The organism is Mesorhizobium sp. WSM4836, from assembly GCF_055811815.1.
Genome location: NZ_JBVVQF010000001.1, coordinates 372749 through 396636, shown reverse-complemented (window position 1 = coordinate 396636; position 23888 = coordinate 372749). Strand labels below are relative to the sequence as shown.

Here is a 23888-nt window from a genome sequence, read left to right as displayed (position 1 = left end):
ATTTTTCCCTGAAGCGCGTAATGCCACGCCATGACAGCGCCTGGTGTGCCCGACCGGCAGGGAACCGGTATGGCGAAAAGCTTGGACCGACGCCATATGAGCGACATCTGAAAGGGACGAAACGAAAATGACGATTGCGAAGGAAACGGCCGCGCTTCTGGCGAAACTGGGCGTTGCCGAGGGCGCGCTTACGGGCGGCGATCTCATCGTGCGCAGCCCGGTGACCGGCGAGCAGATCGCCGCGCTGAAGACCATTTCGCCGGCCGACGCGACGACGACCATCGACAATGCCCACAAGGCTTTCCTGGCGTGGCGGCAGGTGCCGGCTCCCAAGCGTGGCGAGCTGGTACGGCTGCTCGGCGACGAATTGCGCGCACACAAGGCCGAGCTTGGCCGGTTGGTATCGATCGAAGTCGGCAAGATCCCGTCCGAGGGTCTTGGCGAAGTGCAGGAGATGATCGACATCTGCGATTTCGCCGTCGGTCTTTCCCGGCAACTGTACGGCCTGACCATCGCCACCGAGCGTCCCGGCCATCGCATGATGGAAACCTGGCATCCGCTCGGCGTCGTCGGCGTCATCTCGGCCTTCAACTTTCCGGTCGCGGTATGGTCGTGGAACGCGGCACTAGCGCTGGTCTGCGGCGACGCGGTGGTGTGGAAGCCGTCCGAGAAGACGCCGTTGACGGCGCTCGCCTGCGAAGCGATCTTCAAGCGTGCAGCAGAACGTTTCGGCGATGCGCCGAACGGGCTGGCGCCGGTTCTGATCGGCGATCGCGCCGTCGGCGAGATCCTGGTCGATCATCCCAAGGTGCCGCTGGTCTCGGCCACCGGCTCGACGCGCATGGGCAGGGACGTCGGCCCACGGCTGGCGAAGCGCTTTGCCCGTGCGGTGCTGGAGCTCGGCGGCAACAATGCCGGCATCGTCTGCCCGACGGCCGATCTCGACATGGCGCTCCGCGCCATCGCCTTCGGCGCCATGGGCACGGCCGGCCAGCGCTGCACGACGCTCAGGCGCCTGTTCGTGCACGAGAGCGTCTACGACCAACTCGTTCCGCGCCTGAAGAAAGCTTATGAAAGCGTCTCGGTCGGCAATCCGCTGGAGACAAGCGCTCTGGTTGGCCCGCTGATCGACAGGGCTGCCTACGAGAACATGCAGAAGGCGCTGGAGGAGGCGGCTTCGCATGGCGGTAAGATAACCGGCGGAATGCGGGTCGAGAACGGTCACCCCGAGGCCTACTATGTCCGTCCGGCGCTGGTCGAGATGCCGCGGCAGGTTTCGCCGGTGACGGAGGAGACCTTCGCGCCGATCCTCTATGTGATGAAATATTCGGACTTCGACGCCGTGCTGGAAGAACACAATGCGGTGGGAGCGGGGCTGTCATCATCGATCTTTACCCGCGACCTGCAGGAATCCGAGCGCTTCCTCAGCGTTGATGGGTCCGACTGCGGTATCGCCAACGTCAACATTGGCACGTCGGGGGCCGAAATCGGCGGTGCCTTCGGTGGCGAGAAGGAGACCGGTGGCGGCCGTGAGAGCGGCTCCGATGCCTGGAAGGCCTATATGCGGCGCGCCACCAATACGGTGAACTATTCCAAGGCGCTGCCGCTTGCGCAGGGCGTGTCGTTCGACATCGATTGAAATGCCAGACCTCTGTCGCGGCGGCGCCAGGCCGCCACGACCGCTTTCGGCTCCCGTTCAGCTGGCCTGCTCGAACTCATAAATGGTGGCTTCGCCTGGCCAAGTGTTCCCCGACGGCAACGCGGAACCAACACCAGTGTTGCTCGTTGAAGAACGCCGATTGGACCGAGATGGTGAGGAACTACAAAAATGGAGAATGGCCTTTTTGCCACGCCGCCTGCAGCTTTCCGGCAAACAGCATCGGTGTGGCCGCGGGCGCTCAAGCGGCTGTTGCGCCGAGTGCGCGGCGCCTCCGACAGCTCGGGAACTATGTTGAAGCCAATCCTTTCCAGACCTGAGGATGATAGCGGGCCTACTCCGCCTCGGCGCGCTTGGGGGTGACCGCGCTGCGATGTTGACGTCAAAAATGACCGCTCATATGTCTTTCTAGGGCTGCCGCCGCAGCCGAGGGCCATGACCGTTTCGAAGGCCTATCACGGCGGTGTGCCCGCCTGATGCAGCAGGCGAGGGTGGCAATGGCGCGCAACGGCGGAACCATCGGGCACGCTTGGCTATTAGATACAGGCGGCTGCTGGTCTGCCGGGCCAGGAGCTGTTGCTTATGATCATCGATCCCCCACCGGAAAGCGCCATCCCGGCATCTGTTCCGTCGGTCGATCCAAAGGCCGCCCCGACGCTTCGCAATGCCGAGGCGGAGGTCTTTTATATCGAAGCGATCCGCGAGCTTGTCGCGACCGGCATCCCCTTTCTCGTCGCCGGCACCTATGCCGTAAGCGCCTATACCGGGATCACCCGGCAGACCAAGGATCTCGACATTTTCTGCAAGGCCGGCGACTGCCCGCGCATCCTCGCCCATTTCAAGCGGATCGGCTATGCCGCCGTGGTCGAGGACGACCGGTGGCTCGGCAAAGTGTTCAAGGGCACACATTTTTTCGACGTCATTTTCGCCTCGATGAACGGCACAATGCCCGTCGACGACCGGTGGCTGGAGCACGCCCGTCAGGGCGAATTGCTGGGCAGCCAGGTTCGGATCATCGGCCCAACCGAGCTTATCTGGTCCAAATGCTTCATCCAGGATCGCGGGCGCCATGATGGCGCCGACGTCGCGCACACCATCCTCAAGGCGCACGATCAGATCGACTGGCAAAGGCTGCTTTCCTATATGGAGGTCCATTGGGAAGTTCTGCTGATGCACCTCTTGAACTTCCGATGGATCTATCCGACCGAGCGGGATTGCGTGCCCGCGTGGATGCTAGATGAGTTGCTTGACCGGCTGGCCAAGCAGCGCGAATTGCCGCCTTCCCGCATGCGGATCTGCCGCGGGCGCATGCTTTCACGAAACGACTATGAGATCGACGTCAAGGAATGGGGCTTTGCCGACGTCGGCGGTGAAGGAGAATATAGTGATGGCTGACGAGCTCAAGACCAGTTCGGCGAAGGGGGAAAACGGCGGGGCGCTCAAGGTCGCCGCCATCGGCGATCTGCATGTCGGCAAGGAGGACCAGGACTCGTACCGCGATCTTTTCGGCGAGATGTCGCGTGAAGCCCAGGTCCTCGTGCTGACGGGCGACCTTACCAATCTCGGCAAGCCTCGGGAGGCCGAAATCCTTGCCGAGGACCTGCGTGCCTGCACGATCCCGGTCGTCGCCGTGCTTGGCAACCACGACTATGAGTCAGGCGCCGTCGAGCAGGTCACCGATATTCTGCGCCAGGCGGGCGTTCACCTGCTCGACGGCGAGGCGACGGAGATTCACGAGGTCGGGTTCGTTGGGGTCAAGGGTTTCGTTGGCGGCTTTGGGTCACGCATGCTCGGCTCCTTCGGTGAACCGGCGATCAAGTCGATGGTGGCGGAAAGCGTGAACGAAGCGATGCGGCTTGAAAACGCGATGCGGCAGGTCCGTGCCAAACGCACGCTTGTCGTTCTGCACTACGCGCCTGTCGTCGAGACGGTCGAAGGCGAACCGCTGGAGATCTTCCCGTTTCTCGGTTCGTCACGTCTGGCCGAGACGATAGACCGGTTTCAAGTCAGTGCGGTTGTGCATGGTCATGCGCATCGCGGCGCCTATGAGGGCCGCACGCCGGGCGGGGCGTCGGTCTATAACGTTGCCATGCATGTCGCCAAGCCGACCGGCCGCCCCTACGCCATGCTCGAAATCTGATACGTGCCGAACGTCCGCTTTGGTGGAACGTCGTTTTCATCCGGGTTGGGAACGGGATCCTCGTCGGGGAGCCTGTCGGGGTCCGGCTCACGCACGGGCTTGGGATCGGGGATGGGAGGCGGCGGCACCGGGGTCGGTGTCGGCTCGGGTGTGGGAATAGTGGCCATCGTAATCATCTCCTGTTGGCGCAGAACAACGCAACGGGTCGGCTGGTTCCCGGCTTGCCCGTTTTTGGAACCACACCGTCGCGCCTGCGGGTCAGCCCATTTCGGGATTCGGCTGGCTGCCGCCCGACTTGCTTGACCGCAGCAGCAGCGCCAGCGGAACCAGCAGGGCCGTCGCCACCGCGCAGTAGCGGAAGACATCGACATAGGCGAGCAGCGTGGCCTGGCGGGCGATCAACTGGCCAAGCCAGCCGATCGCCTGCTGCTTCGCCTCGATCATCGGCGAACCCTGGGCGACGAAATGCTCGGTCGCCTGCCGAAGCACCTGCTGATAGGCGGGCGACGATTGCACGGTGTGGCCAACCAGGTTCGATTGATGGATCTGGGAGCTTTGCGCAATGACGGTGTTGGACAGCGAGACGCCGATGCTGCCGCCGATATTGCGTGCGACGTTGATCAGCGCCGAGGCCTGGTTGGTCTTCTGCGGGGGCAGACCGACATAGGCCGCGGTCGAGATGGGAATGAACAGGAACGGCAGCCCGACCATCAGGAAAACACGGGCAAAGGCAAAGAATCGGAAGCTGGCGTCCGGAGTAAGCGAGGTCATATGCCAAAGGGCCACGGCGACCACCGACATGCCCATCATGATCAGGTATTTGGGCTGCACGATGCTGCCTACGAATCCGGACACCGGCATCAAGATCAGCATGGCGATGCCGCCCGGCATCATCGAAAGGCCCGACAGCGTCGCGGTGTAGGCAAATGTCGTCTGCTGCAGCTGCGGCACGATCTGGGTGGTGCTGAACAGGATGGCACCGACCGCCATCATGACCAGGAAGGCCGTGCCGAACTGGCGCGTGAACAACAGGCGCATGTCGACGACCGGATCGCTGCGACTGATTTCCCATGGGATAAGCAGCAGGAACGCGATCGCGGAAATCACTGCGAAGGTGGTGATGAAATTCGAGGCGAACCAATCGTAGCGCTGGCCCCGGTCGAGGAAGATCTCCAGGCATCCCAAGGCTATCGCCACCAGGACGAAACCGACCCCGTCGATCTTCAGGCCACCCTTCAGCCGTTCCTTGCGTTCGCGTTCGAGTACGTCCGGTTCCACCAACAGCCATTGCACCAGGGCCAGCGACAGGATGCCGAACGGCACGTTGATGAAGAAGATCCAGTGCCAGGAGAAATGGTCGGTCAGCCAGCCGCCGATCGTCGGCCCGACCGTTGGTGCGACGATGACGGCAATGCCGTAAAGCGCGAAGGCCTGCGAGCGCTTTTCAGGCGGAAAGGTGTCGGCAAGGATCGATTGCTCGCTTGGCGCCATGCCGCCGCCGCCGAGGCCCTGAAGGACCCTGAACAGGATGAGTAGTTCCAGGTTGGGCGCCAGTCCGCACAGCAGCGAGGCGACGGTGAAGGTCGCAACGCAGAGCATGTAGTAGCGCTTGCGGCCGATGACATTTGCCAGCCAGCCGCTGACCGGGATGATGACCGAGTTGGCAACGAGATAGGTGGTAATCACCCAGGTGCTTTCGTCCATTCCGGCCGCCAGGCTGCCGGCGATGTTGCGCAGGGCGACATTGGCGATCGAGGTGTCCAGCACCAGCATGAAAGTCGCGATGGAGACGACGACGGCGATGAGCCAGGGATTGTGTGTCCCGGCGGCTGATCGGCTTTCGCCCTGATTTCTGGCGGCTTCGCCGCTCATCGCACCTTGACCGTCGGCACCACCGACAGGCCTGGACCGAGAAGCACGTCCGGCGGCTTGTCGAAGACGATCTTGACCGGCACGCGCTGCACCACCTTGACGTAATTGCCGGTGGCATTTTCGGCCGGCAGGAGGCTGAAGGCGGTGCCGCTGCCGGCCTGGATGCTGTCGACGCGGCCATGGAAGGATTTGTCCGGGTAGGCGTCGATGTCGATGTCGACCGGCTGTCCCTGCCGCATCAGGTCGAGCTGCGTCTCCTTGAAATTGGCCTTCACCCAGACCTCGTCGGGAACGAACATCATCAATACCTGGCCGGGTTGGGCGTAGGTGCCGTTAGCAGCAGAAATGCTCGTTGCCCGACCTGCTGCGGGTGCTGTGATGGTCGTGCGCGACAGCGTCGTGCGGGCTCGCTCCTGGCTGGCCTTGGCCTGCTCGAGCTACGCCTCGGCGCTCCTGGCCTGCGCCTGCAAGACCGAAACCTGGCTTTTTGCCGAGGCGACATTGGCCTCGGCGCTGTCCAGCGCCGCCTGATCCTGACGCAGCGTCGATGCCGCCTGCTGCGCCTGCTGCTGCGTTGCCGTGCCCCTGGCCAGGAGTTCGCGATTGCGTTGATCCTCGGCCTTGGCGAAATCCAGCGCTGCCTTGGCCTGTGCAACCTGCCTCTGGGCAGCGTTCACCTTTGCGTTTTGAGCATCGATCTGGGCGCTGACATTGACGATTTCGGCCTCGGCAGCGGCAACGCCGGCATCGGCCTGCTTCAGGTTTGCCTGATAGTCGCTGTCGTCGATACGCAGAAGGACATCGCCCGCCTGTACACGCTGATTGTCGGTAACCGCCAGCTCGGAAATTCGGCCGGCTATTTGCGCACCGATCGTCACCGTGCGCGCGTCTATGAAGGCGTCGTCGGTCGATTCCTACTGGCGAGCGTTCAGCCACCAGATCGCGCCGCCTGCCGCGACGAGCAACAGCGCTAGCGCGATGGCTGCGGTGGCATAGGGATGGCGCCTGGGAAAGCCGAGCAGACCGGCCTTTCGTTGCGAGGCATTCCCGTCGGGCTTTTCCTGCCGGGGCTCTGCCGATCGCTCGCGAGATTCTCTAGCCGGGGCCGGTTGCTCCCGAGTTTCATTTACAGGCTCGACGTCTTGTTCGAGGCTTTGAGGCTTCGTGTCCAACGGAATTGCTTTCAAGACTGATATTGCAGCCGCCAGAGCGCATGCAAAGCCAAACGGCAAGCTTCCGCAAAAGTTCCTGCGCGGAACGGGTTCGGTTAACGGGTCGATATCGAACCCACCGAGGAGTGCGTGCGCGTTTGGATTCCAGCGCCGTTTCACCGGCCAGATTATCCGTACGCTTCATGTTGCGGCGGTCCGGCCTTGTCAGCGCTCGACGGCGCGATAATTGCTCATATAGGCGTGGGCGAATTCACCTGTCGACAGGAGCCGACCATGAAACATCAAACACTCGACCAACTGCATGCCGTCGCGGAAGTTGAGTCCTTCGCGGCGTATCCGGCGATGACTCGAAACCAGCGGATTGAACGTTGGGCGGAACTTCTCGAACAAAACCCGACGCGATGCCTTGGGGCGCTTCCAGGCACCGAATATATGAACAGGGAAGCGCGCGACAGATCGCGTGGCGCTGGAACGCCGCTCACTGTCGCTTTCGAGGATCCGGTCCTGCGTGCCATGGGCCTCAGCGACGATACCTACGGTGAGGCAAAGCGCTTCTTCGAACTGAGCGACCGGCAGTTGCACCAAATCGTCTGCCATTGCCATGTCGGCGCTACGATGCAAGCGAGATGGGCCGCTGCCAGGGTGCGCGGGATAGTTCGCGGCAACAGATTTGTTGCCTGGCTGAAGGGCTTGATCGTGCATTGAGGCGGTACGAGGAACGGCGGAACACGCGTTCTTTCCGCGCCGTGGAGGGCGCTTCCGAATTTGGAAGGGCTCGTGCCCCGTCAGACCGCGCAGATTGTGAAACTCCTCGACGCTTGGCTGCGCCTTGTCGCGGCCATGCGTCCGTTTTGATGCGAGAATTTGAGTTGGCCTGCCGCAAATGAGGGCCGTCGCCGGACGGGCGTTCGAGCGCCGTCCAGGCCTGCCTGCCTGCGTTGTCTGCTAAGGACGAACGATGCTGCGATCGGGGAAGATCTTGGCGACTTGGCTAAACTAGCGATCGATTTCTCCGAACACGATGTCGAGCGAGCCGATGATCGCGGCAACATCGGCGATCATATGGCCTCGGGACAGGAAATCCATCGCTTGCAGGTGGGCGAAGGAAGGTGCGCGGATCTTGCATCGGTAGGGAACGTTGCCTCCGTCCGACACGAGGTAGACGCCGAACTCACCCTTCGGCGCCTCGACGGCAGTATAGACTTCACCGCCCGGCACGCGAATGCCTTCGGTATAAAGTTTGAAGTGGTGGATCGTCGCTTCCATCGAGCGCTTCATCGTGGCACGCGGCGGCGGCGTGATCTTGCGGTTCGGGATCGCGACCGGCCCCTGACCTTCGGTTGAGCGCAATTTTTCCAAACATTGCCGCATGATCCGGACCGACTGGCGCATTTCCTCCATGCGTACGAGATAGCGGTCGTAGCAGTCGCCATGCTTGCCGACCGGGATATCGAAATCCATCTCCGAATAGCATTCGTATGGCTGCGCCTTGCGCAGATCCCAGGAGGCGCCGGATCCGCGCACCATCACGCCGGAAAAGCCCCAGGCCCAGGCATCATCGAGTCCGATCACGCCGACATCGACATTGCGCTGCTTGAAAATGCGGTTCTCGGTCAACAGCTCTTCGAGATTGTCGCAGACCTTGAGGAACGGCTCGCAGAAGTTCCAGATGTCGTCGAGGAGTTCCGGCGGCAGATCCTGGTGCACGCCGCCGACCCTGAAATAATTCGCGTGCATGCGTGCACCGGACGCGCGCTCATAAAAGACCATCAGCTTCTCGCGTTCGGCGAAACCCCAGAGCGGCGGCGTCAGCGCGCCGATGTCCATGGCTTGCGTGGTGACGTTGAGGAGGTGCGATAACAGCCGGCCGATTTCGCAGAAAAGCACGCGGATGAGCTGGCCGCGTTTCGGAACCGAAATTTCGAGGAGCTTCTCGGCTGCGAGACAGAATGCATGCTCCTGGTTCATTGGCGCGACGTAGTCGAGCCGGTCGAAATAGGGCAAGGCCTGCAGGTAGTTCTTGTACTCGATGAGCTTTTCGGTGCCGCGATGCAGCAGGCCGATGTGGGGATCGGCGCGTTCCACGATCTCGCCGTCGAGTTCGAGCACCAGCCGCAGGACGCCGTGAGCGGAGGGATGTTGTGGCCCGAAATTGATGGTGAAGTTGCGAACTGCAGCCTCGGCCATGACAGTCCTCCGCGATCAGGCGGGCTTCGGTTCCGTGCTGGACCCGGCTTGTCCGCTTTCAGCCGCTTTCAGCCGCTCACGTCGTCGTCTGAATGATCAGCGTCAGCGTGCCGTCGCCGTCGATATTGGCTGCCACGACCTGCGTGGAATTAAGCCCGTTCGCAGCCAGCGCCGATGCCGCCTGCGGCGATGCGTCGATCGAATTTTGCAGGATACGCAAATCCTCGGCGCTGGTCTGGGTGACGACGGCCTCCGCCTGTGCCTTGATTTCAGGAGGCAGATCCTCCATCGCCACGATTGTCACCGCGGTGAAATTCTGGGCGGAGAAGGCTTGGTCAGGTGTAGCCTGGTCGGGAGTGGTCCCTTCGGGCGTGGCTTCCTCTGGCAGGGTTTGCGGCGCAGTCGGCGGGACAGGGGCAAGCTCTGGTCCCACGGCTTGCGCATAGACCGGCGAGGCAAGGGCCAGGGCCGAGAGCGTGGCAATTGTCGTCGATAGGCGCATGGCCGTTCCTTCCGTTTGCTCAGCGGACGATCAATTCGGTGACGACAAAACCATCGTGTCGAAATATGGTTCCGTGACTGAGGTGCTGTCTTGCCGAAGCCGTGATTGTCGCGGAAAGCAGGGCGAAATCGGCGTTGCCTGTCTCAGGCGGCGGTGTGGCTGCGATCGGTCTGCGGCCAGCGCTGCAATGCCTCACGGCCCTGAGCGGTCAGTTCATAGATCCCGCGATCGGTGCGCGCGAACCAGCGATACACGTTGTGCAGCAGGATCTTGGGTGCGTTCGGCAGGTTGGACCTCAAGTCGCGCGGCCGTTTTGGGCCGTCGGCAAGCGCTGCCGCGCATGCCAGTGCCTGCTGGCGATAAGCGGTCATGATCGGCACACGCGAGCCGCCGCCGGCGACAGGATCGCCCTGCCGACGCCGATGTTCGTCGATCAGTTTCGAGCGGCGCCGGGGATCCCGACGCGGAGCCAATGCCGTGGGGCTGAGCAGCACCTGAACCTCGCCGTTCGTTCGCACGCCAAGCAGGCCAAAGCCGAGGCGACGGCAGAGATTGCGGTATCTCACATCGCTCTCGCGGCCCTTGCCACGGGCCGACATGCACGCCGCGAGCCAGACCTCCTCGCTCACCGCCATACGGTCGACGCCCTGGAGGATGAGCTCGAGATTGAACTTCAGCTTCAGCTCGCAGATGACGACGATCGGTGGAGAGTCGGCACTCAGCGCCAGCAGATCGCAGCCGCCGATCTCGCCCTTGACCATGAAGCCCAGGCCTTCGAGGAAAGCCTTGACCGGGCTGTAGAGTGAAATCTCGAGCATGGACTTTGTTCGCTGCGAATCAGCCCGCTGAGCGGCGGTTCAGCGCGATGATCGCTCTTTGCCGTTGAACAGGAGGTAAACGACGGCCAAACAAGTGGTCAGAGCCGCCACGGCCGCTTGCGAAGTTGGTATGCTGGTATAATGTGTACCTGAGGTAGCATGCTCCGCGTAGCTGCGCTGTGCTGGACATCCGGGCGCCCGAGAATTCCAGGGCATCGTCATTGAGCGGCCGCTCTTCGGTTTTTAATCCGCCAGCCGGCGGCAATGTGCATACAAGTCAATAGGATGACGATCGGCAGGGCCGTCGTTGGAAATCAGGAGTAACGGATACATGACAACGATTGCGCTGTTTGGTGCCGGCGGCAAAATGGGTTACCGTCTGTCGACCAATTTTCGCGGATCTCCCTATACGATACGCCATGTCGAGGTCAGCGACGCCGGCCGCGAACGGCTTAAGTCGGGCCTCGGTATCGATGCCGTCAGCGCTGATGAGGCGCTTGATGGCGCCGATGTGGTGATCCTGGCGGTGCCGGACACGCACATCGGCAAGGTCGCGGAAAGCATCGATAGCAAGCTTTTATCAGGCACGATGGTCGTCGTGCTCGACGCCGCGGCACCTTTCGCCGGGCATTTGCCGAAGCGACCGGACCTGACTTATTTCGTCACCCACCCGTGCCATCCGCCGATCTTCAACGACGAGACCGACATGGCGGCCAAGAAGGACTATTTCGGCGGCGTCAAGGCCAAACAGCACATGGTCAGCGCTTTGATGCAGGGACCGGAGGAAGATTTCGCCAAGGGTGAGGCGATCGCAAAGATCATCTGGGCACCGGTTATGCGCTCGCATCGCGTCACGGTCGATCAGATGGCGCTGCTCGAGCCCGGCCTTTCGGAAACGGTATGCGCCTCGCTGCTCGTCGTCATGAAAGAGGCGGTCGACGAGGTGGTGGCGCGCGGGGTCGACAGGCAGGCGGCGCTCGATTTCCTGCTTGGCCATATGAACGTGCTTGGCGCCGTCATCTTCGGCGAAACCAAAGGCGTGTTCTCCGACGCCTGCAACAAAGCGATAGAGTTCGGCAAGCCGGTGCTGATGCGCGACGACTGGAAGCGGGTGTTCGAGCCGGAGGAGATTGCCGCGAGCATTCAGCGCATCACTTGAGGGCAGCGACGCGTTATCCGGAACATGTCACCTGAAATTGTCATTGACTCATTATACCAGCTGGCTTAGCTGTTCGATGGATAGGACCGTCAAGCTTCGCAGCAGGCTCAGGGGCTGGATGAGTGAGGAAGTGGGAAGCGATCCGTCGAGGTGAAGCCGGCAAAGGCTTGTGAATCTGACGCGACCCGCACCTACGGCCGGCTAGCGAAATCGAATGCATATAGCCTTGGGACAAGGCACGGATTTTCAACGGGAGGAATACATGAAACTGACACGCAGAATGACGCTTGCGGCTTTTGCCGGCATGCTGGCGCTTGGCATCGCCGCACCCGCCTATGCGGCGGATTTGATCGCCATCATCACACCCTCGCACGACAATCCGTTCTTCAAGGCGGAAGCTGTCGGCGCGGAGGCCAAGGCCAAGGAACTCGGGTACGAGGCGTTGGTGCTCGTCCATGACGACGACGCCAACAAGCAGTCAGAATTGATCGACACGGCGATCGGCCGCGGCGCCAAGGCGATCATCCTCGACAATGCCGGCGCCGACGCCACCGTCGCCGCGGTGCAGAAGGCCAAGGATGCAGGCGTTCCTTCCTTCCTGATCGATCGCGAAATCAATGCCACCGGCGTTGCCGTCGCGCAGATCGTCTCCAACAATTATCAGGGTGCCCAGCTCGGCGCGCAGGAATTCGTCAAGCTGATGGGCGAGAAGGGTAATTTTGTCGAGCTCGTCGGCAAGGAATCCGACACCAATGCCGGCATCCGCTCCAAGGGTTACCACGACGTCATCGACGACTATCCGGACCTGAAGATGGTGGCGCAGCAGTCGGCCAACTGGAGCCAGACCGAGGCCTATTCAAAGATGGAATCGATCCTCCAGGCCAATCCCGATATCAAGGGCGTGATCTCCGGCAACGACACGATGGCGATGGGCGCCTATGCGGCACTTGCCGCTGCCGGCCGCAAGGACGTGATCGTCGTCGGCTTCGACGGGTCAAACGACGTGCGCGACTCGATCACCTCCGGCGGCATCAAGGCGACAGTCCTGCAGCCGGCCTTCGCGCAGGCGCAGATGGCGGTCGAGCAGGCCAACGACTTCATCAAGAACAAGAAGTCTCCCGCAGAAGAAAAGCAGCTGATGGACTGCGTCCTTGTCAATGGCGACAATGCCGCCAAGCTGGAGACGTTCGCGCTTACCAACTGAGCCGGCGTAACATCAAGCAGCAAGGGACGAGCCGCCGGTTCGTCCCTTGCTTCCATTTCGCCCTTGCTTCCATTTCTCTGGGTGCTCCTGACCGCCATGCCGAACGAACCGACATGTTCAACACGCTGACCCGGCCGATCCTTGTCGCGTCGTTCCTTGCAGCCATAGTCAGCCTGACCGCCTGCAAGATCCTGCCGACGCCGTCAGCGGAAAACGGCGGCACTCGCTCCGCGTTCAATCCCGACAAGATGGTCGAGGACATCTGGGCGGCGAAAGTGATACCCTATCTGCAGCAGAAGGCCGGGCCGTTTCCCGAGGTGCATGCCTTGGCCAAGGCCAATCCCGCCGCTGCCGGGGCCAAATACGGCAACCCGAAAAAGCAGGCGAATTCGCCGTGGACGTTCGCCGTTCGGCTCGAGGGCAAGGTCGTGGCAGCCAACACACAGTCGCGCGCGGCGACGATGGATGTCGATGCCGACGGCGACGGCAAGGCGGACGCGCGGGTGCAGATCGGCCCCGCCATGCGCGGAACCGCACTGCGCGACAGCCTCGATTTCATCCAGTTCAACGATTTCACCAACCAGATCGACTTCGCCCAGTTCGGCAAGGCCTTCAACGCCTATGCCGACAAGACCGTGCTTTCCAAGCTGCCACGCGAGGCACTCGAGGGCCGCAGCGTCAAGATCCTCGGCGCCTATACGCCGGGCAGTGGTCAGGACCTGCCGCTGGTGACGCCGGCGGAGGCAGAGATCGGGCCGAAGCCATGACCGGCGACCATGACGTCATCCTGAAGCTGGAGGATGTCTCGAAAGTCTACTCGGGGACCGTCGCGGTCAAACGTGCGAATTTCGAGGTGCGCAAGGGTGCGGTGAACGTGCTAGTCGGCGAAAACGGGGCCGGCAAATCGACGCTGATGAAGATCATTGCCGGCGTCGAGCAGCCAACGCTCGGGCGCATCCTGCTGGACGGCAAGGAGGTTTCCTTCGCGTCTTCCGGTGACGCGGTGAATCGCGGCATCGGCATGGTTTTCCAGGAGCTGAATCTGTTCGGCAATCTGACGGTCGCCGAAAACATTTTCGCCACCCGCGAGATCACCAATCGCTTGCGCAAGATCGACCGCAAAGAGCAGGAGCGCCGCGCGGCGGAGTTCCTTGAACGGCTGGAGGCCGGCATCCGGCCGGATATGCTGGTCGAGGATCTGCGCATCGGCCAGCAGCAGCTGGTCGAGATCGCCAAGGCGGTTTCGCTCGATGCGCGCATCCTGATCATGGACGAGCCGACCTCGGCGCTCAGCGCGGCGGAGGTCGAGATCCTGTTCAAGGTGATTGCCGACCTCAAGGCACGCGGCGTGGCAATCGTCTACATCTCGCACCGGCTCGAGGAACTGATCCGCATCGGCGATACCATCACGGTGCTGCGCGACGGGCGCATCACCGGCCAGGCGGAGATGAAAGACGTCGACACCCAGTGGATTGTGCGGCAGATGATCGGCTCGGACGCCAAGGACTTCGCCAAGGCCGACGGCCATGTGCCGGGCGCAGAGATATTCCGCGCCGAGGACCTCTGCCTGCCGCGCGTCACCGGCGGACTTGCGGTCGATCATGTCTCGCTCTCGCTGCGCGCCGGCGAGATCCTCGGCATCTACGGCCTGATGGGCGCCGGACGCAGCGAGCTGTTCGATTGCATCATGGGCCGTCACGGCCATTCGACCGGCGCGATATTCATTGACGGCAAAAAAGTGCACGAGCGCGACACGACGCGGCGCATCCGGCGCGGGCTGGCGCTGATTCCCGAAGACCGCCAGCGCGAAGGGCTGGTGTCGATCCTCTCCGTCGCCAACAATCTGACGCTGGCCAGCCTGTCGCGGTTCGTGCGCCTGTTCCACATTCGCGGTGCCGCCGAAAGACAGGCGGTGGCCCGGACGGTGCGCGAACTGGCGATCAAGGTCGCCGATCCGGCGCAGGAAGTCTCGTCGCTATCGGGCGGCAACCAGCAGAAGGTGGTGATCGGCAAGGCGCTGCTCACCGGGCCGAAAGTGCTGCTGATGGACGAACCCAGCCGCGGCATCGACGTCGGCGCCAAGGCCGACGTGTTCCGCACCATGCGCAAGCTGTCGCGCGACGGCCTGGGGATTCTGTTTGCCACCTCGGACCTTGATGAGGTGATGGCGTTGTCCGACCGCATCGCAGTGATGAGCAACGGAAAATTGACCGGCATCTTCGACCGCGCAGAGGCGACGGAGGCCGCGATCGTCGCTGCCTCGGCTTTCGGTCACGGACCGGTCCCGCACGGAGAGCAAGGCGCATGACTGACATTCCAGCCAAGGCGGCGGTCACCTCCATGTCCAGGGGCACGGTCCTGCTGACGCTGATGAAGGCGAGGACGTTTATCGCGCTGATCGCCGTGCTGCTGTTCTTCGCGATAGCTGCCCCCAATTTCCTCTCGGCCGCCAATCTTATCCTGATGTCGAAGCACGTGGCGCTGAACGCATTCCTCGCAATGGGCATGACCTTCGTCATCATCACCGGCGGCATCGACCTGTCGGTCGGCTCGATCGTCGGCCTGTGCGGTATGGTGGCCGGCTATCTCGTGCTGAACGGCATCGACCTGCAGGTCGGCTACAGCATCTATTTCAACGTCTTCGAGATCGCACTGATCACGCTTGCCGTCGGCATATTGATCGGCGCCGTCAATGGCTTGCTGATCACCAGGCTTAACGTTGCGCCGTTCATCGCCACGCTTGGCGTGCTCTATGTGGCGCGTGGCCTGGCGCTGCTGTCGTCCGACGGCCGCACCTTCCCCAATCTCGTCGGCAAACCCGAGCTCGGCACCACCGGGTTCGGCTTTCTTGGCGCCGGCCGGCTGCTCGGCCTGCCGGTTTCGATATGGATTTTGGTCGGCGTAGCATTGGGGGCGGCCTATCTCGCCAAATACACCCCGCTCGGCCGCCATATCTTCGCCGTTGGTGGCAATGAGCGGGCGGCGCGGATCTCGGGTGTCCGCGTCAACATGGTGAAGATGTTCGTCTACATGTTCTCCGGCTTCTGCGCGGCGATCGTCGGGCTGATCATCTCGTCCGAACTGATGGCCTCGCATCCGGCGACCGGAGAGAGCTTCGAGCTCAACGCCATTGCCGCCGCGGTGCTCGGCGGCACCTCGATGTCGGGCGGACGCGGTACCATCGGCGGCACCATTGTCGGCGCCTTCGTTATCGGCATCCTCTCCGACGGGCTGGTGATGATGGGGGTGAGCTCGTTCTGGCAGATGGTAATCAAGGGCCTGGTCATCATCGTTGCCGTCGTCGTCGACCAGGCGCAGCGCCGGCTGCAGAGCCGCGTGACGCTGATGCAGATGGCAAAGGCAGGCTGAGCGTGGCGGAACTGCGGGGAGCGCTGATCGGCTGCGGCTTCTTTGCCGTCAACCAGATGCATGCCTGGCGCGATGTCGAGGGCGCCTCGATTGCCGCCATATGCGACCGCGATCTGGACCGGCTGAAGATCGTCGGCGACCAGTTCGGGATCGCGCGGCGCTATACCGATGCGGCTGCGCTGTTTGCCGGCGAAAGGCTGGACTTCGTCGATATCGCGACCACCGCACCAAGCCACAGAACGCTCGTCGAGATGGCGGCGCAGCACGGTGTTCCGGTAATCTGCCAAAAACCGTTTGCGCCGACGCTGGCCGACGCCAAGGCGATGGTGAAGGCCAGTGCCGACGCCGGCGTGCCTCTGATGGTGCATGAGAATTTTCGCTGGCAGTCGCCGATCCAGGCGGTGCGTACCGTGCTCGACAGCGGCGAAATCGGCACCCCTTTCTTCGGACGGGTCTCGTTCCGCTCGGCCTATGACGTGTTCTCCGGCCAGCCCTATCTGGCGACCGGAAGGCGCTTCATCATCGAGGATCTCGGCATCCACATCCTCGACATCGCCCGCTTTCTGCTGGGCGACGTCTCGACGGTCACCGCGCGAACGGCGCGCGTCAACCCCGGCATAGCCGGCGAAGACGTTGCGACGATGCTGATGGACCACACGAGCGGCGCCACTTCCGTGGTCGACTGCAGCTATGCCAGCAAGCTCGCGACAGAACCTTTCCCCGAGACGCTGATCGAGATCGACGGCAGCGACGGCACGATCCGGTTGGCGCAGGGCTACCAACTCACCGTCACCGGCAGGAGCGGGACCGTCGTCAGCGACGTCTCGCCACCGCTGCTGGCCTGGGCATCGCGACCATGGCACAACATCCAGGAAAGCGTCGTCGCAATCCAGCGGCATTGGGTCAATTGCCTGATCAACGGAACCGAGCCCGCGACCTCGGGCGCGGACAACCTCAAGACCTTAGCGCTGGTCGAGGCAGCGTACGCCGGCGCCGCAAGCCGGGAGCTGGTGCAACTCGACGCCTCGCTGAAATGACAGCCGACGCCTTCCTCCTCTATGGTACACGTGCAGTTGAAGCCGAACCGGTCAGGCTTTGCGCCGGCACGCTGACGGCCGACTTCGTCAACGGCAATCTGCGCACCATCCGGCATGGCAGCACCGAGGTTCTGCGTGCCATCGCCTACATCGTCAGGGATCGCGACTGGGGCACCTACGAGCCGGCGCTCACCAATCTTATTATCGAGCAGGATGCCGAGGCTTTTTCCGTCAATTATTCGGCAAATTGCCGGGCACCGGACGGCAGCCGGCTCGACTTCCGTGCGACCATCAAGGGCTCCGCCAATGGCCAATTGGTCTTCGACGTGAGCGCCTGTCCCGACAGCGATTTCGAAACCAATCGCTGTGGCTTCTGCATCCTGCATCCGATCGCCGGCCTGGCAGGCAGCCAGGTCACGGTCGAGCATACCGATGGCAGCGTGGTCGCGACGCGACTTCCAGAACTGATCGATCCCTGGCAGCCGTTCAAGGATCTGCGGGCGATCACCCACGAGGTCCGGCCGGGCGTCACCGCCGAATGCCGGATGGAGGGCGATGTGTTCGAGATGGAGGACCAGCGCAACTGGTCGGATGCCTCCTACAAGACCTATGTCCGGCCGTTGGCGCTGCCGTGGCCCTATGTGCTGCCTGCCGGCAAGACCTTCCGCCAAACCATCAGCTTGCGGGTAGAGGGCCGCTGCCGTGGCAAGCGCCGAACCGATTCGTGTCACGCTCGGCCAAGCCGGACCGGCGCTGCCGGATATCGGCGTTATCATCTACCCGGACGAGGTCGAGGCGGTGCTGGGCAAGCTGCCGATGCTGTCAGAGCTTGGTCCGCAGCAATTGATGTTCCACTTTGACCCGACGCGCGGTCACGGGCTCGCCGCCTTGCGGTCCTATGCGCGGCTCGCCGCCGCCTATCCGGTCCGGACAACGCTCGAATGTGTCATCGCCGGCGACGGCGATCTCGACGCCGAGCTTTCAGGCGTCGCCGACAAGGTGCGCCAGGCAGGGCTCAGGCTCTCGGCCATTGCCGTCTCACCCTCGGTCGACCGGCAGTCGACGCCGCCGGGCAGCGCGTGGCCGCAATGCCCGCCGCTCGAAGATGTCTATGCCGCGGCGCGGCGCGCCTTTCCCGACACCCGCCTCGGCGGCGGCATGTTCAGCTATTTCACCGAACTCAATCGCAAGTGTGTGCCGGCCGACCCGCTCGATTTCGTCACGCATTGCACCTGCCCGATCGTGCACGCCGCCGACGATCTCAGCGTCATGCAATCGCTGGAAGCATTGCCGTTCATCGCCGCGTCGGTGCGGGCGATCTTCGGGCCAAAACCTTATCGGATCGGGCCGTCGACCATAGCCATGCGCCAGAACCCTTATGGCGGTGCGACCAAGCCCAATCCCGACCGTCAGCGCATCGCCATGGCCGACCGCGGCCCTCGCCATGCCGGGCTGTTCGGGGCCGCATGGACGATCGGCTATGCCGCCCGCGTTGCGCCGGCAGGGCTCGAAATGCTCACGCTCTGCAGCTTCACCGGACCATTCGGCGTACTGGCCTCGTCGGGCGAACCTGTCGAAGAAGGTACACCCCGGCCGATTTTCCACGCGGTGAAAGGACTTTGCGAACTGGCCGGCCATGCGCAAGTGGCGGCGACAACGAGCGATGAGACGCGGGTGCTGGCACTGGCCGGCCGCTCCCAGACAGACAAGATCATCGTCTGGCTGGCGAACCTTGCCCCGGACGATGTTCCGGTCGACCTTTCCGGGCTCGGCTCCGATCAGGGCCTTTTGAAGATCTGGGATGGACGAACGTCACGCCAGATTCAGCGAGACGCGTCGGACCGAGACCGTCTTGTGATGACGCCCTACGCAATCGTCCGGATCGGCTGAAGTCATTTGCCGGGGCTCATGGATAGCCGCACTTCCGTAGCGATTGCCCGCAGCCGCAGCACTTCCCTTGCCGACTTGTCACCGGATTTGCTTTCGAAACTCGCCTGGTGCCATTCCAGTTGTCCTGGAAAAAAGACGGCTAAACGAGGCGACGTCCTGATATCCCACCCGATAGCAAATTTCTGAAACGCTCAGTTTCGTTTCCTCAAGCATGGATTTTGCCGACTCCAGCCGCCGCTCCTGGATCCATTTTCCCGGCGTTGTCTGGAGTTCGTCGACAAATCTGCGAGACAGGGTTCGCGAAGACATGCCCAATTCGGTTGCGAGAAATTTCGGATCGATTTCCGCCATCTTGTCTTTCGAGAGCTCGCGCAGCTTGTTCTCGAATGGGCTGGCCTCGTTCGAAATTTCGTCGAGAGAAAATTCGTAGGGACTCTGGAATTGGCGCGGCGGCGGCAGGACCAGAAGTTTTCGAATGATCCGCTCCTCCTTCGAGAAGCCCAGATCGATCAGCAAAGCCCTGGCGAGTTCGAGTCCGGAAAACCCGCCTCCACATGTGTAAAGGCGGTCCTGGCGAATGAGCAGGCGGGAAGCGTCCCATCGCACCTGCGGGAACCGGCGGCTTGCCTCGGCTTTCAGCCACCAGGATATCGTTGCGCGTTTACCGTCCAATAATCCCGAATTGGCGAGCAGATAACATGCGCCGCAATGTGCTGCGATGATTGCGTCCTGCTGCTGCGCGAGCGCGATCAGCGGTGTTGAATGTTCACTCTCCTCGTCGAGCGAGCGCAGAAGCTCCGGAATCTCGACACCCGGCATCGCAATGAGAATCAAGACATCCATTTTCCGGGATGGTTGAGCCTTCGTCGGGAAGGAAATTCCGGTGCTTGATATGGACGGCGCGCCCCTCGAAACGAACTCACAGGAAAGAACCTGTGAATGGCAGACGTCATTCACAAGTTGAAACATCTCCACAAGCGTCGAGACAACGGCCGAATAGAAATTCGACGGCAGCCAGATCACGACATGCAGGCTCCTGTCAGCCATCGCGGTCCTCCCGGTATCGTTCTCGTCGGATGGCAAGTCTAGCATAGTCTTTGCCAGAATTGCCAATCCGAGAAAAAGCGCGGCGCCTCCTGAACGGCCGTGGACGGCCTTGCTGACGAAAGCGGGCCGCGAAATCCATGGCTGGGAAGATGCAATGCTGAAATCGTTGAAATACATCGGATTCAGACGGCAATATAAAACTGCGCTGGTCCGGGCTCAGGCTGATCTGTGGTCAGTCAGAAGGCCGAGAACAAGGGTCCGAACCGCGACGCCGGTCAGGACCTGCGCTTGATTTCAGTTGCCGGAATTCATCACGTAGAGCGCGCGCGAGCGTTCGAGGTGCTTGATCATCGCCTTCTCGGCGCCATCCGCATCCTTGGCTTCGATGCATCCGACGATCTCTTCGTGCTCGGTCAGCGTGAACTTTTCCTTGCCGGTCCAGATCAGCATTTCAGTGTGGTATTCCTTTAGCCAGCCAAGCATTGCTTCGCTGACGGCGACATAGATCGGGTTGCCGGATACTGCCGCGATCTGGGTGTGGAATTTCATGTCGGCGGATATGAAGGCTTCCGAGTCGCCACGATGGCTGCGCTGTTCTGCGACCGTTGCCCGCAACCGCTGCACGTCCTCTGCGGTGGCCTTTTCAGCGGCTTCCCTGACCATGCCGCGCTCGAAGAAGATGCGCGCGTTCTTGAGGTGCTCGAGCGTGTCCTTCGATGACGACAGGATGATCTTGGCTGCGCCATCGACCTGCTTGATGATCGACTTGGCGGTCAGCTGCAGCACCTTGGCCCGCTCACCATGCGAGATCGCGACCAGCCCCATATTGCTCAACGCCTGCATCGCCTCGCGGATCGCCGGCCTGCCGACCTCGAAGCGCTCCATCAATTCGCGTTCCGACGGCATGTCGTCACCCGGCAGCAATTCGCCGCTGGTGATCAAGCGCTTCAGCCTCAAGAATACTTCGTCGGAAAGCTTGCGCCGGACGATCGGCTCCGAACGGTTCATCGTCGCGAATCACTCCTTTGACCGGCCTATATCTAGCATTTCTGCCGGGAATTCGGGAACGCCTGTCGCCTGCTCGCCCATCCAGCGGGATTGGATAGGGCTTGCAATGCTTATGTACTCATTATACCAGATTAGGAGGGCAAGGAACCTCTTTCGAACCATCCCGGCAAGCCGCGCGAATATGATTGTTCTCACCTATCGCATCGAAACACCCGGCAATATCGAGGCGCTGGCGGCCAAGATCGCAAGCGACCAGTCGACCGGAACCTTCGTCGCGCTGGCCGGCGAGACCGAGGAGCTCAAGGCCAGAGTCGCGGCGCGCCTCCTGGCGATACGGCATCTGCCGGATGCGGATCGGCCGTCTCTTCCCGAAACCGATCCCGAAGCCAGCAATGGCCCGGTCAAGCGCGCCGACGTCGACATCGCGTTTCCGCTGGACGCCATCGGCACCGATCTGTCGGCGCTGATGACCATCGCCATCGGCGGCACGTTTTCGATCAAGGGCCTGTCCGGCATCCGTGTGGTCGACATGAAGCTACCCGAGGAGTACCGGGGCGTGCATCCGGGTCCGCAATTCGGCGTCACGGGCAGCCGCAGGCTGACCGATGTCGCGGATCGTCCGATCATCGGGACCATTGTCAAGCCGGCGCTGGGGCTCCGCCCGCACGAGACCGCCGCGATGGTGCAAGAGCTGATTGCCGCCGGCGTCGACTTCATCAAGGACGACGAGAAACTGATGAGCCCGGCCTATTCGCCGCTGTCGGAGCGGGTGAGGGCAATCATGCCGCTGATCCTCGACCACGAGCAGAAGACCGGCAAGAAGGTCATGTACGCCTTTGGCATCTCACATGCCGATCCAGACGAGATGGTGCGAAACCACGATCTGGTGGCAAAGGCCGGCGGCAATTGCGCCGTGGTCAACATCAATTCGATCGGTTTCGGCGGCATGGCTTACCTTCGAAAACGCTCCAGCCTGGTGCTCCATGCCCACCGCAATGGCTGGGACATTCTCACCCGTCATCCCGGCCTTGGCATGGATTTCAAGGTCTGGCAGCAGTTCTGGCGCCTGCTCGGCGTCGACCAGTTCCAGATCAACGGCATCGCTTCGAAATACTGGGAACCCGACTGGTCCTTCGTCGAATCCTTCAAGGCGGTGACCACGCCGATCTTTTCGTCGGCCGATTGCGCATTGCCGGTCGCCGGCTCCGGCCAGTGGGGCGGGCAGGCGCCTGAAACCTTCCAGCGAACCGGCCGGACGGTCGATCTTCTCTATCTCTGCGGCGGCGGCATCGTCAGCCACCCGGACGGGCCGGGCGCCGGCGTGCGCGCCGTGCAGCAAGCCTGGCAAGCAGCGGTCCAGGACATCCCGTTGGCGGATTATGCCTTGAGCCACGTCGAGCTGGCGCGGTCGATCGAGAAGTTCGGCGGCGGCAAGGCGGCCTGACGCCATGCAAAACCTGCTTCTGAGTTATTACGGCGACGACCTGACCGGCTCGACCGACGTCATGGAGGCGCTCGAGCTCGGTGGGATGCCGACCGTGCTGTTCATGCGCCAGCCGGACGAGGCGCTGCTTTCGAAGTTTGCGCATTGCCGCGCCGTCGGGCTGGCCGGCAGCAGCCGCAGTGAGACGCCGCAGTGGATGGACACGCATCTGCGAGATGCCTTCGCCTGGCTGAAGGCCCTCAACGCCGAGATCTGCCACTACAAGGTCTGCTCGACCTTCGATTCCAGCCCGGCGATCGGCAGCATCGGCCGGGCGATCGAGATCGGCCGCTCGGTTTTCCGGCAAGACGGCGTGCCGCTGGTGGTCGGCGCGCCGCAGCTGAAGCGCTACACCGCCTTCGGTCATCTCTTCGCGGCCTATCGCGAAAAATATTTCCGCATCGACCGCCATCCCGTGATGAGCCGCCATCCGACCACGCCAATGGATGAATCCGACCTGCTGATCCATCTGTCGCGCCAGACCGACCTCAGCTCTGGGCTGGTCCACCTGGCGACGCTGCAGTCTGGGTCGCCGTCGGAAGCATTCGACCGGCTTGTGGAGAATGGCACAGCTATCGTGCTTGTCGATGTCGATAGCCTGGAAACCCAGGCGCTTGCCGGCAACGAGATTTGGCGCGCTCGCAAGCCGGGCGGTTATTTCGTCGTCGGTTCTTCGGGCATCGAATATGCCTTGCTGGCCGAATGGGCATCGAATCGGATCGTGGATGCCAAACCCGCCTTTTCGCCGCCGGGCGCTGCCGACAGGATCGCCGTGGTCTCGGGGAGCTGCTCGCCGACGACGGAACGACAGATCCGGCATGCTCTGGCCGATGGCTTCGACGGGATCGAGCTCGACCCGGTCGAACTGGTTTCCGAGGCTTCGAACGACGCTATTGTGCGCGCGGTTGCAACCGGCCGCTCCAGCCTACGGGCCGGGCGGAGCGTCGTCCTCTACACCGCGCTCGGACCTGCGGCCGACCGCGGTGCTGAAATCGATCGCCGGGAAGGCGCCCGCCATAAGCTCGGCCGCAGCCTTGGCGAGCTTCTGCGCGAACTGACGCTGCAAGAGAAGCTACTGCGCGTGGTCATCGCCGGCGGCGACACATCGAGCCACGCACTTGGCCAGATGGGCATCGACGCGCTGACGGTGCGAATGCCGCTGCCGGCATCGCCGGGCTCGCCGCTTTGTGTGGCGCATTCGCGCATAAAGGCGATTGACGGGCTGGAAATTGCCCTCAAGGGCGGGCAAGTCGGAACCGACCGCTATTTCTCCGCTATTCGCGATGGGATCGGCGGTTGAGAGCAGGGGATATCCGGTCAAAGCGGTGATGCTCAATCGAGAT

At 62.4% G+C, this 23888-nt stretch carries 20 protein-coding genes and 1 pseudogene; 13 read left to right on the top strand and 8 right to left on the bottom strand.

Translation table 11 applies throughout. The features are described 5' to 3' along the window. The first annotated feature begins 127 nt into the window (after positions 1–127). From amaB to AC0L2P_RS02005, 3 genes are all read left to right on the top strand, one after another. A complete protein-coding gene (gene amaB / locus AC0L2P_RS02015) occupies positions 128–1639 on the top strand; it encodes an L-piperidine-6-carboxylate dehydrogenase (protein WP_473499577.1) in 1512 nt (503 codons plus the stop codon). 600 nt (positions 1640–2239) lie between these two features. After that, positions 2240–3052: a nucleotidyltransferase family protein gene (locus AC0L2P_RS02010; RefSeq protein WP_473499576.1), complete on the top strand. Its 813-nt coding sequence runs from the start codon at positions 2240–2242 to the stop codon at positions 3050–3052. Next, complete coding sequence (locus AC0L2P_RS02005) at positions 3045–3797, top strand: metallophosphoesterase family protein (protein ID WP_473499575.1); 753 nt, start codon at positions 3045–3047, stop codon at positions 3795–3797. The genes AC0L2P_RS02010 and AC0L2P_RS02005 overlap by 8 nt, the downstream gene beginning before the upstream one ends. 258 nt (positions 3798–4055) lie before the next feature. Here the strand turns inward: AC0L2P_RS02005 and AC0L2P_RS02000 are convergent, their stop codons facing one another. The 3 genes from AC0L2P_RS02000 to AC0L2P_RS01990 form a co-directional block, all read right to left on the bottom strand. Then, positions 4056–5669, bottom strand: coding sequence for a DHA2 family efflux MFS transporter permease subunit (locus tag AC0L2P_RS02000; RefSeq protein WP_473499574.1), 1614 nt, complete (start codon positions 5667–5669; stop codon positions 4056–4058). Continuing rightward, complete coding sequence (locus tag AC0L2P_RS01995) at positions 5666–5968, bottom strand: HlyD family secretion protein (protein ID WP_352826547.1); 303 nt, start codon at positions 5966–5968, stop codon at positions 5666–5668. Before AC0L2P_RS01995 ends, AC0L2P_RS02000 begins: the two co-directional genes overlap by 4 nt. A gap of 138 nt (positions 5969–6106) precedes the next feature. After that, positions 6107–6547 carry an HlyD family secretion protein gene (locus AC0L2P_RS01990; protein WP_473499573.1) on the bottom strand — a complete coding sequence of 147 codons (441 nt, stop codon included), beginning with the start codon at positions 6545–6547 and terminating at the stop codon, positions 6107–6109. 567 nt (positions 6548–7114) lie between these two features. On the opposite strand from AC0L2P_RS01990, the gene AC0L2P_RS01985 reads away from it, so the two are divergent. After that, positions 7115–7546 carry a hypothetical protein gene (locus tag AC0L2P_RS01985; protein WP_473499649.1) on the top strand — a complete coding sequence of 144 codons (432 nt, stop codon included), beginning with the start codon at positions 7115–7117 and terminating at the stop codon, positions 7544–7546. Positions 7547–7837: 291 nt separating this feature from the next. Here AC0L2P_RS01985 and AC0L2P_RS01980 read toward each other — a convergent pair whose 3' ends face one another. The 3 genes from AC0L2P_RS01980 to AC0L2P_RS01970 form a co-directional block, all read right to left on the bottom strand. Continuing rightward, a complete protein-coding gene (locus AC0L2P_RS01980) occupies positions 7838–9028 on the bottom strand; it encodes an NADH-quinone oxidoreductase subunit D (RefSeq protein ID WP_473499572.1) in 1191 nt (396 codons plus the stop codon). 76 nt (positions 9029–9104) lie between these two features. Beyond that, positions 9105–9530: a hypothetical protein gene (locus tag AC0L2P_RS01975; RefSeq protein WP_473499571.1), complete on the bottom strand. Its 426-nt coding sequence runs from the start codon at positions 9528–9530 to the stop codon at positions 9105–9107. A 143-nt stretch (positions 9531–9673) separates the two neighbouring features. Beyond that, positions 9674–10348: a DUF2161 domain-containing phosphodiesterase gene (locus AC0L2P_RS01970; RefSeq protein ID WP_473499570.1), complete on the bottom strand. Its 675-nt coding sequence runs from the start codon at positions 10346–10348 to the stop codon at positions 9674–9676. A gap of 331 nt (positions 10349–10679) precedes the next feature. Here AC0L2P_RS01970 and AC0L2P_RS01965 point away from each other — a divergent pair, with 331 nt between their 5' ends. From AC0L2P_RS01965 to apnL, 7 genes and pseudogenes are all read left to right on the top strand, one after another. Next, positions 10680–11507, top strand: coding sequence for a phosphogluconate dehydrogenase C-terminal domain-containing protein (locus AC0L2P_RS01965; RefSeq protein WP_473499569.1), 828 nt, complete (start codon positions 10680–10682; stop codon positions 11505–11507). Positions 11508–11769: 262 nt separating this feature from the next. Next, the gene (locus AC0L2P_RS01960; RefSeq protein ID WP_473499568.1) at positions 11770–12711 is read left to right on the top strand and encodes a substrate-binding domain-containing protein; all 942 of its coding nucleotides are present in this window, start codon (positions 11770–11772) and stop codon (positions 12709–12711) included. Between the two features lie 113 nt (positions 12712–12824). After that, positions 12825–13478 carry a DUF2291 family protein gene (locus tag AC0L2P_RS01955; protein ID WP_473499567.1) on the top strand — a complete coding sequence of 218 codons (654 nt, stop codon included), beginning with the start codon at positions 12825–12827 and terminating at the stop codon, positions 13476–13478. Further along, positions 13475–15019, top strand: coding sequence for a sugar ABC transporter ATP-binding protein (locus tag AC0L2P_RS01950; RefSeq protein ID WP_473499566.1), 1545 nt, complete (start codon positions 13475–13477; stop codon positions 15017–15019). The genes AC0L2P_RS01955 and AC0L2P_RS01950 overlap by 4 nt, the downstream gene beginning before the upstream one ends. Then, positions 15016–16080, top strand: a complete 1065-nt coding sequence (locus AC0L2P_RS01945) for an ABC transporter permease (protein WP_473499565.1) — start codon at positions 15016–15018, stop codon at positions 16078–16080. The genes AC0L2P_RS01950 and AC0L2P_RS01945 overlap by 4 nt, the downstream gene beginning before the upstream one ends. A gap of 2 nt (positions 16081–16082) precedes the next feature. Continuing rightward, positions 16083–17117 carry a Gfo/Idh/MocA family protein gene (locus AC0L2P_RS01940; RefSeq protein WP_473499564.1) on the top strand — a complete coding sequence of 345 codons (1035 nt, stop codon included), beginning with the start codon at positions 16083–16085 and terminating at the stop codon, positions 17115–17117. Next, positions 17114–19007, top strand: a pseudogene (gene apnL, locus AC0L2P_RS01935) (D-apionate lactonase). The gene AC0L2P_RS01940 and the pseudogene apnL overlap by 4 nt, the downstream one beginning before the upstream one ends. Positions 19008–19085: 78 nt before the next feature. On the opposite strand, the gene AC0L2P_RS01930 reads toward apnL, so the two are convergent. Both AC0L2P_RS01930 and AC0L2P_RS01925 read right to left on the bottom strand, forming a co-directional pair. Continuing rightward, the gene (locus AC0L2P_RS01930; protein WP_473499563.1) at positions 19086–20231 is read right to left on the bottom strand and encodes a GlxA family transcriptional regulator; all 1146 of its coding nucleotides are present in this window, start codon (positions 20229–20231) and stop codon (positions 19086–19088) included. Positions 20232–20348: 117 nt separating this feature from the next. Continuing rightward, positions 20349–21062, bottom strand: a complete 714-nt coding sequence (locus tag AC0L2P_RS01925; RefSeq protein ID WP_473499562.1) for a transcriptional regulator NanR — start codon at positions 21060–21062, stop codon at positions 20349–20351. A gap of 181 nt (positions 21063–21243) precedes the next feature. On the opposite strand from AC0L2P_RS01925, the gene oiaX reads away from it, so the two are divergent. Then, a complete protein-coding gene (gene oiaX, locus AC0L2P_RS01920) occupies positions 21244–22506 on the top strand; it encodes a 3-oxo-isoapionate-4-phosphate decarboxylase OiaX (RefSeq protein WP_473499561.1) in 1263 nt (420 codons plus the stop codon). 4 nt (positions 22507–22510) lie between these two features. Continuing rightward, positions 22511–23845, top strand: a complete 1335-nt coding sequence (locus AC0L2P_RS01915) for a four-carbon acid sugar kinase family protein (protein WP_473499560.1) — start codon at positions 22511–22513, stop codon at positions 23843–23845. The last annotated feature ends 43 nt before the right edge of the window (positions 23846–23888 follow it).

What these genes read in the sequence shown, in the direction of transcription:
- AC0L2P_RS01960 (WP_473499568.1), top strand. Translation starts at nt 11,770, where the DNA reads ATGAAACTGACACGCAGAATGACGCTTGCGGCTTTTGCCGGCATGCTG.
- AC0L2P_RS01995 (WP_352826547.1), bottom strand. Translation starts at nt 5,968, where the DNA reads ATGTTCGTTCCCGACGAGGTCTGGGTGAAGGCCAATTTCAAGGAGACG.
- AC0L2P_RS01965 (WP_473499569.1), top strand. Translation starts at nt 10,680, where the DNA reads ATGACAACGATTGCGCTGTTTGGTGCCGGCGGCAAAATGGGTTACCGT.
- oiaX (WP_473499561.1), top strand. Translation starts at nt 21,244, where the DNA reads ATGATTGTTCTCACCTATCGCATCGAAACACCCGGCAATATCGAGGCG.
- AC0L2P_RS01915 (WP_473499560.1), top strand. Translation starts at nt 22,511, where the DNA reads ATGCAAAACCTGCTTCTGAGTTATTACGGCGACGACCTGACCGGCTCG.
- AC0L2P_RS01980 (WP_473499572.1), bottom strand. Translation starts at nt 9,028, where the DNA reads ATGGCCGAGGCTGCAGTTCGCAACTTCACCATCAATTTCGGGCCACAA.
- AC0L2P_RS01950 (WP_473499566.1), top strand. Translation starts at nt 13,475, where the DNA reads ATGACCGGCGACCATGACGTCATCCTGAAGCTGGAGGATGTCTCGAAA.
- AC0L2P_RS01945 (WP_473499565.1), top strand. Translation starts at nt 15,016, where the DNA reads ATGACTGACATTCCAGCCAAGGCGGCGGTCACCTCCATGTCCAGGGGC.
- AC0L2P_RS01955 (WP_473499567.1), top strand. Translation starts at nt 12,825, where the DNA reads ATGTTCAACACGCTGACCCGGCCGATCCTTGTCGCGTCGTTCCTTGCA.
- AC0L2P_RS02010 (WP_473499576.1), top strand. Translation starts at nt 2,240, where the DNA reads ATGATCATCGATCCCCCACCGGAAAGCGCCATCCCGGCATCTGTTCCG.
- AC0L2P_RS01975 (WP_473499571.1), bottom strand. Translation starts at nt 9,530, where the DNA reads ATGCGCCTATCGACGACAATTGCCACGCTCTCGGCCCTGGCCCTTGCC.
- AC0L2P_RS01970 (WP_473499570.1), bottom strand. Translation starts at nt 10,348, where the DNA reads ATGCTCGAGATTTCACTCTACAGCCCGGTCAAGGCTTTCCTCGAAGGC.
- amaB (WP_473499577.1), top strand. Translation starts at nt 128, where the DNA reads ATGACGATTGCGAAGGAAACGGCCGCGCTTCTGGCGAAACTGGGCGTT.
- AC0L2P_RS02000 (WP_473499574.1), bottom strand. Translation starts at nt 5,669, where the DNA reads ATGAGCGGCGAAGCCGCCAGAAATCAGGGCGAAAGCCGATCAGCCGCC.
- AC0L2P_RS01925 (WP_473499562.1), bottom strand. Translation starts at nt 21,062, where the DNA reads ATGAACCGTTCGGAGCCGATCGTCCGGCGCAAGCTTTCCGACGAAGTA.
- AC0L2P_RS01985 (WP_473499649.1), top strand. Translation starts at nt 7,115, where the DNA reads ATGAAACATCAAACACTCGACCAACTGCATGCCGTCGCGGAAGTTGAG.
- AC0L2P_RS02005 (WP_473499575.1), top strand. Translation starts at nt 3,045, where the DNA reads ATGGCTGACGAGCTCAAGACCAGTTCGGCGAAGGGGGAAAACGGCGGG.
- AC0L2P_RS01930 (WP_473499563.1), bottom strand. Translation starts at nt 20,231, where the DNA reads ATGTATTTCAACGATTTCAGCATTGCATCTTCCCAGCCATGGATTTCG.